The sequence below is a fragment of the Micromonospora parastrephiae genome, from assembly GCF_016802865.1.
Lineage (GTDB): Bacteria > Actinomycetota > Actinomycetes > Mycobacteriales > Micromonosporaceae > Micromonospora > Micromonospora parastrephiae.
In genome coordinates, this window is the sequence record NZ_JAEVHM010000195.1 from 1 (window position 1) to 9906 (window position 9906).

Consider the following 9906-nt stretch of genomic DNA (forward strand, 5'->3'; position numbering starts at 1 on the left):
TGCGGTGGGGGCGTGATCGAGGGCTGCGGCGGGGCGGGGCGCGACCGGGGCGCGTGGCGGGGCCGCTAGGCTGGCTTACCGTGCTCGTACTCGTGGTGGACAGCTCGACCCCTGCCGTGACCGCGGCGCTGGTGGAGGTCTCGGCGGACGGTGTCGCGTCCCGGGCGCACCGGTGCACGGTCGATGCCCGCGCGCACGGCGAACTGCTGGCGCCCCAGATCGACGCGGTCCTCGCCGACGCGGACGCGCGTCCCCGCGACCTGACCGCCGTCGTCGCCGGGCTCGGCCCGGGGCCGTTCACCGGTCTGCGGGTCGGCCTGGTCACGGCCGCCACGATGGGCCAGGTGCTCGACATCCCCACGTACGGCGTCTGCTCGCTGGACGCCATCGGCTACCCGGCGGCGGCCGGCGACCCGGTGCTGGCCGCCAGCGACGCCCGGCGCAAGGAGCTCTACTGGGCTGTCTACGACGGCGCCGGCCAGCGCGTCGTCGGGCCCGAGGTCTCCACGCCCGCGGTGGCGGCCGCCCGCGCCCGCGAACTGGGCGCGCTGGTCGCGGTCGGCGACGGGGCGCACCGGTACGCCGAGGTCCTGGACCTGCCGGTCCGGGTGGAGCCGCGCTACCCGGACGCCACCGTGCTGGCGCTGCTCGCCGCCGAGCGGATCCGGGCCGGCGCACCGAGCGAGCGGCTCACCCCGCTCTACCTGCGCCGCCCGGACGCCGTGGCGGCCACCGGCCACAAACCGGTCCTCCAATGACGGCGGTGCGGCTCGAACCGTTCCGCTGGTGGCACATCGACGAGGTGCTGCCGACCGAGGCGGACCTGTTCGGCGCCGGAAAGTGGTCCCCGGCCATGTTCTGGAACGAGCTGGCCAACGGACACCACTACCGGGTCGCCACCGACGACAGCGGCACCGTGCTCGGCTACGCCGGGCTCGCCGGAGCCCCACCCGACGAGGTGTGGGTACAGGTCATCGCCGTCCGGCGGGACGTCCAGCGGCGTGGCATCGGACGCGTCCTCCTGGAGGACCTGCTCGCCGAGGCGGACCGACGTGGCGCCCGCAGCACCCTGCTGGAGGTCGCCGTGGACAACGCCGCCGCCCAGCGGCTCTACGCGACGTACGGGTTCGAGCCGATCGGGGTACGACGCGGCTACTACCAAGCGACCAACACCGACGCGCTGGTCATGCAGCGCGACGCCGAGCCGACCGGGGACGGACCACACGACCATGGCTGACGAACCGCTGATCCTGGGCATCGAAACCTCCTGCGACGAGACCGGCGTCGGCATCGTGCGGGGGCACACCCTGCTCGCTGACGCGCTCGCCTCCAGCGTCGAGGAGCACGCCCGGTTCGGAGGCGTGGTGCCCGAGGTGGCCAGCCGCGCCCACCTGGAGGCCATCGTGCCGACCATGCAGCGGGCGCTGACCGAGGCCGGCGTCACCCTGGCCGACATCGACGCGATCGCGGTCACGTCCGGGCCCGGGTTGGCCGGCGCGCTGCTGGTCGGTGTCGCCGCCGCCAAGGGGTACGCGCTCGCCGCGGAGAAGCCCGTGTACGGCGTCAACCACCTCGCCGCGCACGTCGCGGTGGACACCCTGGAGCACGGCCCGCTGCCGGAACCCGCCATCGCGCTGCTGGTCTCCGGCGGGCACTCGTCGCTCCTGCTCGTCGACGACCTGGCCCGGGGTGTCACCCCACTGGGCGCCACCATCGACGACGCGGCCGGTGAGGCGTTCGACAAGGTCGCCCGACTGCTCGGGTTGCCCTTCCCGGGCGGCCCGCCCATCGACCGGGAGGCCCGCGCCGGCGACGCCACCTCGATCGCCTTCCCGCGCGGCCTGACCGCCGCCAAGGACCTCGCCGCGCACCGGTACGACTTCTCGTTCTCCGGGCTCAAGACCGCGGTGGCCCGCTGGGTCGAGGCGCGGCAGCGCGCGGGCGAACCGGTGCCGGTGGCCGACGTGGCCGCGTCCTTCCAGGAGGCGGTCTGTGACGTGCTGACCACCAAGGCGCTCGCCGCCTGCCGCGCTCAGGGCATCGAGACCCTGGTGATCGGCGGGGGAGTGGCCGCGAACTCGCGGCTGCGGGCGCTGGCCGAGCAGCGGGCCGAGAAGTACGGCATCCGGGTCCGGGTGCCCCGGCCGAAGCTGTGCACCGACAACGGGGCGATGGTGGCCGCGCTCGGTTCGCACCTGGTCGCCGCGGGCGTCGCGCCGAGCCGGCTGGACCTGCCGGCCGACTCGGCGCTGCCGCTGACAACGGTCAGCGTGTGACGGGGCGGACGGACATGATCGTGCGGATGTGGGAGGCGCGTGCCGAGGCGTACGGAGTCGCCGACCTGATCACCTGGGTGTGCGACACCGCCCTGCCCGAGGTGGAACACGACCCGCTGCACGTGTCCAGCGAGGTCTTCTCCTCCACTGACCATCGGGTGGTGGTCATCTCCAAGTGGCGCAGCAACCCGCGTCCGCTGCCCGATCCGCCCGCCCTGTTGGTGGCCCGCGCCCCGCACTCCTGGGACTTCACCCAGGTCGACCGCTGACCCGGGCCACCGACGAGCGACGTTCAGTTGCGGCGCAGCATCCGGTAGGTGGCGATCCCGCCGGTGCCCAGGGCGGCCAGGAAGACCAGCCAGACGACCGTGCTGCTGACCCCGACCTGAGGACCGGTGTTCGCCGCGGCGGCTGCCAGCAGCCCGTCGTTCCCGGGGGCGGGCAGCGCGGCCGGCGGCAGCTCCGGCCAGCGGACCAGCCCGGTGCTCTCCAGCATCTGCATGTGGTGCATCACGAAGCCGTTGGCGTCGTCGCAGAGCTTGCGGACGGTCGCGTCCCGGGTGCTGGCCCGCACCGCGCCGATCACCGGGAAGATCTTGCCGTGGGCCACCCGGAGCCGGGTCACGAAGATCTGGTCGAACCGGGCGCCGGAGGCCTTCTGCATCTCCGCCAGCCAGCCCTTCTGCTCGGCCGTCGGCTCGCTGGGGATGGTCGCGCCCAGCTTGTTGGCCGCGTCCACGACGAGCTGGTCGAGCCGCTGGTGCTCGTTGGCGATGCCCGCGCCGATCTCCCGGACCTTGGCCGACTGCCCCTTCTCGGCGGCCATCTGACCGGCCGGCATCTCCCACAGCCCGGCCAACCGCACCCCGTTGAGCAGGGTCATGTCGGCGGCGTTGAGCTGCTGCCCGGCGGGTGCCGCGATGGCCACGCCGGGCAGGACGCCGACCCCCGCGATGATCGCGATGAGCAGCATCGCCGCCCGGTGGGTCCGGTTGCCCAGCCGGCGACGGGCGGATCTGAGCGGTGCCATGTCTGCGGTGCCTCCTCGGTCCGGACCGAAACGCGTCGGGACCGGGCAGCCGTACCTGCCGGCTGCCCGCCCGTCCACTGATACGGACTGATCGTGCGATTAGTTCATTGGTCGGCGACGCGGATCAGCGGGTGACGGCGAGGAAACCACCGAGCAGCAGCAGCGTGAGCGCGGCGACGGCGAAGAGCACCAGCAACTCCCGGCGGCCGTGCCCGACGGTGGTCGCCCCGGTGGCCGGATCGTCGGGCAGGGCCGGCAGGTCGCGGGTCAGCGCGGCCAGGTCACCGAGGGTACGGGCCGTCCACACCGCACCGACCCGGTCGGAAAACTCGTCCAGGGTGAGCCGGCCGGCTGTGGTGTGCCGGTGCAGCTCGGCGACCACCCGGTGACGGTCGTCGTCGGAGGCGCGCAGCTCGACATCCACGCCGGACAGGGTACGCGGATCAGCCCACGTCGAGGGGGTCGGCGAGGAGCCGTTCGAAGGCCAGTTCGGCCGCGCCGATCAGAGGCGCGTCCGCGCCCAGCTTGGGCGTGCGCAGCCGGACGTGTTCCAGGCAGGCGCCGAGCGCGTTGGAGTTGAGCCGGCTGCGGATCTGGGCCGCGGCGGCGAGGTAGAGGTCACGCATGGTGCCGCCGAAGATGACCATCTCCGGGTTGAAGACGTTCACCAGGTTGGCCACCCCGAAGCCGAGCCAGTCCCCGGCCTGACGGACCGCCGTCTGGGCGCGGGCGTCACCCCGGTCGGCGGCGTCGAAGACGGCCAGCAGCGCGTCGCGGCCCCGGGCGTCGGAGCGTCCCGCCGCGCGGAGCAGCCCGTGCTCACCGATCTCGGTCTCCCAGCAGCCCCGGGCGCCGCACTCGCAGGGCATACCGTCGCGGACCACCTTCATGTGGCCGACCTCGCCGCCGTACCCGCCGTGCCCGGTGAGCCGGCGTCCACCGGCGATGATGCCGGCGCCGACACCGACATCGCCGTACAGGTAGATGACGTTGTCGCAGCCGGCCGCCACCCCCCGGGCGTGCTCGGCGAACGCGGCCACGTCGGCGACGTTGCCGACGGTGATCGGCACGTCGAGGCCCAGTTCGGCGCCGAGCGCGGCACCGATCGGCTCGTCCACCCAGCCGGTGGTCGGGCCGAGCCGGACCAGGCCGTCCTCGCGGCGGACCATGCCGCAGACCGCGACGCCGGCCCCGACGCAGACGGCGTCACCGGGCACCGCCTGCTGCATGTCCTTCACGGCGCCGGCCAGCTGCGGCGCGGCCTCGGCGGCCAGCAGGCCGCGCGGTCGGTCCAGTTCCCGGCGGTCCAGCACCGCCCCGCCCAGGCCGACCCGGGCGGCGCGCAGCCGGTCCACCTCGACGGAGTACGCGTACGCGTACACCCGGGCCGACTCGGGCCGACGACCAGTGACGGCCGTCCGGCCCGGCCGGTCTCCTTCGGTGTTCCCTCGCTGACCAGTCCCACCGCGGACAGGTCGGCGGTGAGCGCTCCGATGGTGCTCCGGTTCAGCCCCAGTGTGGAGGTGAGTTCGGCGCGGGTGGTCGCCCCGTGGACGTGTACGTGCCGGAGCAGAGCCCCGAGGTTCTGCCGCCGGACCTCGTCCTGGCTCGGTCCCGGGCGCATGGTGGTGCCGCCTCCCCGCGGTCAGCGGGTGCCGGTGGCGGTGGCGCGGCGGCGGGAGAAGGCGTCGACGCTGGCGGCGAGCATGAGCACCACACCGGTGACCACGTACTTCACTCCCGCGCTGTACCCCATCAGGCCCATCCCGTTGTCAATGACCGCGACGACCGCGCCACCGAGCACGGCGTCGAAGACCCGGCCCTTGCCTCCGAAGAGGCTGGTGCCGCCGATCACCGCCGCGCCGACGGCGTAGAGCAGTACGTTACTGCCACCGGTGTTCGGGTCGACCGAGTTGGCTCGGCTGGCGGCCACGATGCCCCCGACGGCAGCCATCGAGGAGCAGATCACGAAGACCGAGATGCGGATGCGGTCCACCTCGATGCCGGCGCGTCGGGCGGCCTCCCGGTTGCCGCCCACGGCGTAGATGTGCCGGCCGTAGCTGGTGCGTTGGAGCACGAAGGTCCAGATGACCAGCAGCATCGCGATGATCGGCACCACGATCGGCACGCCCTTGAGCGAGCTGATCAGGACGTTGCGGCTGCGCTCCAGGTTGAGGACGTACACGGCGGTGCCGAGGATGACGGCGAGCCCGACGATCCGCAGCGCGACCACCGCGATCGGGTCGGTGATCAGGCCACGGGCCACCCGCTTGCGGTGTCGCAGCAACTGCACCGCCGCGTAGCCGGCGACCGCGAGGACGGCAAACGCCCAGCCCAGGGCGGGACTGAGGTTGCGGTTCGAGATAGCGACCAGCACCTCGTCGCGGACGGAGATGTTGGTGCCCTCCTTCATGAGCATCAGCACGATGCCCTGGAAGGCGAGGAAGCCGGCGAGGGTGACCACGAAGGACGGAATGCCGATCTTCGCGACAAGCATTCCGAGGGTGGTGCCGATGACCAGGCCGGTGGCGATCGCGGCGAGCACGGCGACCCACCAGGGGTAGCCGAGCACGGTGACCACATTGGCCAGTACCGCGGCGCAGACGCCGCTGGCGAAGCCGGCGGAGAGGTCGATCTCGCCGAGCAGCAGCACGAAGACCAGGCCCATGGCGATAAGCGTGACCGCCGCACCCTGGGTGAAGAGGTTGGCGAAGTTCCCTGCCGACAGGAACGAGGACGGCCGCATGACCGCGAAGACTGTGCAGAGCACGATCAGGCCCAGCACCGCAGGTAGCGCGCCGACGTCGCCGCCGCGTACCCGACTCAGGTAGGTGCGGGCGTGACCCCCGATGGTCGGTGGCGGTGTGACGGCCGCCGGGCCGTCCTTGCGCACGGCGGTGGTGGTCATCGGAGGCCTCCTGGGATCGAGTCGGCCGGCTGCGTGCCGTCGCCGTTGCTACCAGTCTCGGTCGTGAGGCCGAGCGCGCCCGAGCGCCCGGCGGTGATCAGTTCGACCACCTGGGCGTGGGTGATGTCGGTGGTCTTCACCTGGGCGACCATCTGGCCGAGGTACAGCGCGGCGATCCGGTCGGAGACGGCGAAGACGTCGTTCATGTTGTGCGAGATGAGCACCACGGCCAGACCGTTGTCGGCGAGGCGACGGACCAGTTCGAGGACCTGGGCGGTCTGTGCCACACCGAGCGCGGCGGTCGGCTCGTCCAGGATGACCAGTTTGCTGTTCCACAGCACCGCCTTGGCGATGGCCACGGTCTGGCGCTGGCCGCCGGAGAGGCTGGAGACGTGCTGGCGCAGCGAGGTGACGGTGCGCACGGAGAGCCCGGCGAGCGTCTCGGCGGCGAGCTGTTCCATGGTCGGTTCGTCCAGGACGATGCCGCTGCGCTTCTCCCGGCCGAGGAACATGTTCTGCACGATGTCGAGGTTGTCGCAGAGAGCGAGGTCCTGGTAGACGACCTCGATGCCGAGGGCGGCGGCGTCGCGGGGGCTGCCGATGTGGACCGGTTCGCCGTTGAACAGGACCTCACCGGCGTCGGTGGGGTGAATGCCGCTGATGCACTTGACCAGGGTCGACTTGCCGGCGCCGTTGTCGCCGACCAGTGCGGTCACTTCACCCGGGTGGACGGTCAGGGCGACGTCGCGGAGCACCTGGACGGGACCGAAGCTCTTGTCGATCCCGCGGAGCTCCAGCAGGGGGGTCGCGGACACGGGGGGTCTCCTTACGGGAGGGTCGGGGCCCGTCCGGCGGGCGCCGCCCGGCACGGGAGGGATTCTCCCGTGCCGGGCGGCGATGGTCGTCCCGGCGGGTACTGCGGCGTCGGTCAGCTGATGCCGGCGCCGGCGCAGAGCTTGGCGTACGCGTCGGCGCAGATCTGCTCCTTGGTCACGTAGCCGTCGGCGATGACGTCCTTGATGTTGTCCTTGTAGATGGCCTTCGGGGTGAGCAGCACCGAGGGGACGTCCCGGCCGCCCTCGGGGTCCTTCACCGTCTGGCCGGTCTCCTTCTTCTCGCCCTTGGCCAGTGCGATGGCCAGGTCGGACGCGGCCTTGGCCTCTTCCCGGACGGCCTTGTAGACGGTCATGCACTGGTCACCGGCGATGATGTTCTGCAGGCCCTCCACGCTGGCGTCCTGGCCGGTCACCGGCACCTTGCCGTTGAGCTTGTTCTTCTTCAGGATCGAGATGGCGGCGTTGCCGAGAGTGTCGTTGGCGGCCAGCACGCCGTCGATCTTGCCCTTGGTCGCGGTGAGCTGCTGCTCGAAGATGGTCGCCGCGGTGGGGCCGTCCCAGCCCGGCACGGCGTCGTCCGGGCCCTTGGTGTACTCCTTGGAGTCGAACTTCGGCTTGAGCACCGAGTCGTAGCCGGCCTTGAACAGGGTGGCGTTGTTGTCGGTGGGGGAGCCGTTGAGGTACGCCACGACCGGGTTCTTGGCGCCCTTCTCGGTCAGGCACTTGGCCAGACCCTCACCCTGGAGCTTGCCGACGGTCTCGTTGTCGAAGCTGACGTAGTACTGGGCGGAGCCGCCGAGGGTGAGCCGGTCGTAGTCGATGGTGGCGACGCCCTGCGACTTGGCCTTGTCGAGCACGGCCTTGCCGGTGCCGGAGTCCAGGTTGGTGATCATCAGGGCGGTGACGCCACTGGTGATCATCTGGTCGGCGATGGTCTGGAACGCGGTCTTGTCGTTCTGGGCGTTCTGGATGTCGTACTGGACGCCGGCGGCCTCGAACGCCTCCTCCAGGAACCTGCGGTCCGCGCCCTCCCAGCGGGCGGAGGACTTGCTGTCCGGGAGGATCACGCCGATCTTGGGGGTCTTGGCGGAGCTGGCCTTGTCGTCGCCGGAGTCGTCGCCACAGGCGGTCAAGCCGCCGGTCGCGAGCAGGCCCACGGCGGCGATGGTGAGGATCCCCTTACGCATGTGCAGGGTCCTTTCGGGGGTGGGGGAGATGTTGTTTTGTTGTGCCCGGCAACGTATTGCGCGTCACACCGGCTCCACAAGACTGCGCAGGTGCCAAGTTTGTTGGGGGCGATAACAATTCAGCAACGCAACTGTTACTCCCCGGGTATCCCACAGGGAGTCGACGTAACGAAAGTCGTCAGTGGGTCTGCAACGGCGCGGTACGGGCCTCGGTCAGCGCCACCAGATCCGCTGCGGCCAGTTCGAGTTGCAGGCCACGCCGGCCTGCGGAGACATAGATCGTCGGCAGGTCCAGTGCGGAGTCGTCGAGCACAGTGGGCAGTCGGCGACGCTGCCCGAGCGGGCTGATCCCGCCCCGTACGTAGCCGGTGGCCCGCTCGGCGACCGCCCGGTCGGCCAGCGCCGCCCGCTTGCCACCGACCGCCGCGGCGAGCGCCTTGAGGTCCAGTTCGCCGGTGACCGGTACGACCGCCACGGTGAGTGCGCCGTCCACCTCGGTCACCAGCGACTTGAACACCCGCTCCGGGGGCACGCCGAGCGCCGCCGCCACCAGCGCGCCATAGTTCGGGGCGTCCGGCGCCACCTGGTACGGGTGCGTGCGATGCGCGATCCCACGCTTGACCAGCAGTGCCGTCGCCGGAGTGCCCTGTCCCGCCACGCCCCTGAACCTAATCGACCGGCCGGCCGACCAGCACGGTCGGGGCCCCGGCGATCCGGGTGAGCACCAGACTCGCCGCCTGGTCGCCGGCCAGCCGCAGGTCCCGCCGGAGCTGCTCCGGGGTGAGCGCCGAACCCCGCTTGAGGATCTCCACCCGGCCCACCCGGCGATCCCGCAGCAGCGTCCGCAGTCGTTTGAGCGAGAACGGCAGCACGTCGGTGATCTCCAGGCAGCGCGCGTACGGGGTGCGGGTCGGGTGGTCGGCGTAGAGGTAGGCGATGCTCGGATCGCCCAGGGTGGCGTCCAGTTCGTTGGCCAGTTCGGCGACGAGGCGCGCCCGGACCACCGCCGGGTCCGGGTCGTACAGGTAGCGGCGCGGCGGTCCCACCGGCGCCTCGGCGGCGCCTGACCCGGTGAGCTGGTGGCAGCGGGTCTCGTCGCCCTCCCGGCGGTACAGGCTGGCCCGGCGGGGGACCTCGGCCAGTTCGCCGCACCAGAGCGCGGCCTCCACCAGGTCGCCGTCCACGCCTACCCACTCCGCCTCCGCGCCCGCCGGGATGAGCGCGTGGTCCAGGCCCGGCGCCACCTTCACCACGGTGCGGGGCACCCGCTCGGCCAGCCCGGTGACGAAGTCCCACGGTGGCGAGTAGGCGCGCGGGTCGAAGATCCGTCGCCCGGTGCCGGTCGTGCGGCGGGCCGGATCGCAGAAGACGCCGTCGACCCGGGAGACGTCGAACGAGGTGGCGTCGCCGCACTCGACCGTGAACAGCTCGGCCAGCCCGGCCGCGGCGGCGTTGGCGGCGGCCATCGCGGCGGTCACCGGGTCGGCTTCCACCCCGTACACCCGGATGCCGGCACGGGCGGCGGCCAGCGCGTCCGCGCCGAGGCCGCAGCCGAGGTCGGCCAGACCCGGGGCGGTGCTGGAGCGGTACGCGGCGGCCGGCGGCGCGTACCACGAGGTGGTGTTGCCCGACTGCGGGCACAGCCCGCACCTGGAGCGCCCGGCGGAGT

At 72.1% G+C, this 9906-nt stretch carries 11 protein-coding genes and 1 pseudogene; 4 read left to right on the forward strand and 8 right to left on the reverse strand.

Annotated features, from left to right (window positions below; all coding sequences use genetic code 11):
• Positions 1-80: 80 nt before the first annotated feature.
• Genes tsaB through JNW91_RS26265 form a run of 4 tightly spaced genes read left to right on the forward strand, consistent with a single transcriptional unit; the run spans position 81 to position 2545 of the window.
• Positions 81-758 carry a tRNA (adenosine(37)-N6)-threonylcarbamoyltransferase complex dimerization subunit type 1 TsaB gene (gene tsaB / locus JNW91_RS26250; RefSeq protein WP_203178052.1) on the forward strand — a complete coding sequence of 226 codons (678 nt, stop codon included), beginning with the start codon at positions 81-83 and terminating at the stop codon, positions 756-758.
• Complete coding sequence (gene rimI, locus JNW91_RS26255) at positions 755-1237, forward strand: ribosomal protein S18-alanine N-acetyltransferase (protein ID WP_203178054.1); 483 nt, start codon at positions 755-757, stop codon at positions 1235-1237. The genes tsaB and rimI overlap by 4 nt, the downstream gene beginning before the upstream one ends.
• Positions 1230-2276: a tRNA (adenosine(37)-N6)-threonylcarbamoyltransferase complex transferase subunit TsaD gene (tsaD, locus tag JNW91_RS26260; RefSeq protein WP_203178056.1), complete on the forward strand. Its 1047-nt coding sequence runs from the start codon at positions 1230-1232 to the stop codon at positions 2274-2276. Before rimI ends, tsaD begins: the two co-directional genes overlap by 8 nt.
• A 14-nt stretch (positions 2277-2290) precedes the next feature.
• Complete coding sequence (locus tag JNW91_RS26265; RefSeq protein WP_030330028.1) at positions 2291-2545, forward strand: hypothetical protein; 255 nt, start codon at positions 2291-2293, stop codon at positions 2543-2545.
• A gap of 23 nt (positions 2546-2568) precedes the next feature.
• Here JNW91_RS26265 and JNW91_RS26270 read toward each other — a convergent pair whose 3' ends face one another.
• The 8 genes and pseudogenes from JNW91_RS26270 to JNW91_RS26305 all read right to left on the reverse strand — a co-directional run.
• Positions 2569-3306 carry a DUF4142 domain-containing protein gene (locus tag JNW91_RS26270; protein ID WP_203178058.1) on the reverse strand — a complete coding sequence of 246 codons (738 nt, stop codon included), beginning with the start codon at positions 3304-3306 and terminating at the stop codon, positions 2569-2571.
• 124 nt (positions 3307-3430) lie between these two features.
• Positions 3431-3730, reverse strand: a complete 300-nt coding sequence (locus JNW91_RS26275; RefSeq protein ID WP_203178060.1) for a DUF1707 SHOCT-like domain-containing protein — start codon at positions 3728-3730, stop codon at positions 3431-3433.
• Positions 3731-3749: 19 nt separating this feature from the next.
• A pseudogene (locus JNW91_RS26280) lies at positions 3750-4930 on the reverse strand (ROK family protein).
• Between the two features lie 21 nt (positions 4931-4951).
• The gene (locus tag JNW91_RS26285) at positions 4952-6214 is read right to left on the reverse strand and encodes a sugar ABC transporter permease (protein ID WP_203178062.1); all 1263 of its coding nucleotides are present in this window, start codon (positions 6212-6214) and stop codon (positions 4952-4954) included.
• Complete coding sequence (locus JNW91_RS26290) at positions 6211-7029, reverse strand: ATP-binding cassette domain-containing protein (protein WP_203178064.1); 819 nt, start codon at positions 7027-7029, stop codon at positions 6211-6213. Before JNW91_RS26290 ends, JNW91_RS26285 begins: the two co-directional genes overlap by 4 nt.
• A gap of 113 nt (positions 7030-7142) precedes the next feature.
• A complete protein-coding gene (locus JNW91_RS26295; RefSeq protein WP_203178065.1) occupies positions 7143-8237 on the reverse strand; it encodes a sugar ABC transporter substrate-binding protein in 1095 nt (364 codons plus the stop codon).
• 178 nt (positions 8238-8415) lie between these two features.
• The gene (ybaK, locus tag JNW91_RS26300) at positions 8416-8895 is read right to left on the reverse strand and encodes a Cys-tRNA(Pro) deacylase (RefSeq protein WP_203178066.1); all 480 of its coding nucleotides are present in this window, start codon (positions 8893-8895) and stop codon (positions 8416-8418) included.
• Between the two features lie 10 nt (positions 8896-8905).
• On the reverse strand, positions 8906-9906 hold a 1001-nt coding region (locus tag JNW91_RS26305; protein WP_238425736.1), incomplete at its 5' end, for a THUMP-like domain-containing protein.

What these genes read in the sequence shown, in the direction of transcription:
- rimI (WP_203178054.1), top strand. Translation starts at nt 755, where the DNA reads ATGACGGCGGTGCGGCTCGAACCGTTCCGCTGGTGGCACATCGACGAG.
- JNW91_RS26295 (WP_203178065.1), bottom strand. Translation starts at nt 8,237, where the DNA reads ATGCGTAAGGGGATCCTCACCATCGCCGCCGTGGGCCTGCTCGCGACC.
- JNW91_RS26285 (WP_203178062.1), bottom strand. Translation starts at nt 6,214, where the DNA reads ATGACCACCACCGCCGTGCGCAAGGACGGCCCGGCGGCCGTCACACCG.
- JNW91_RS26270 (WP_203178058.1), bottom strand. Translation starts at nt 3,306, where the DNA reads ATGGCACCGCTCAGATCCGCCCGTCGCCGGCTGGGCAACCGGACCCAC.
- JNW91_RS26265 (WP_030330028.1), top strand. Translation starts at nt 2,291, where the DNA reads ATGATCGTGCGGATGTGGGAGGCGCGTGCCGAGGCGTACGGAGTCGCC.
- tsaD (WP_203178056.1), top strand. Translation starts at nt 1,230, where the DNA reads ATGGCTGACGAACCGCTGATCCTGGGCATCGAAACCTCCTGCGACGAG.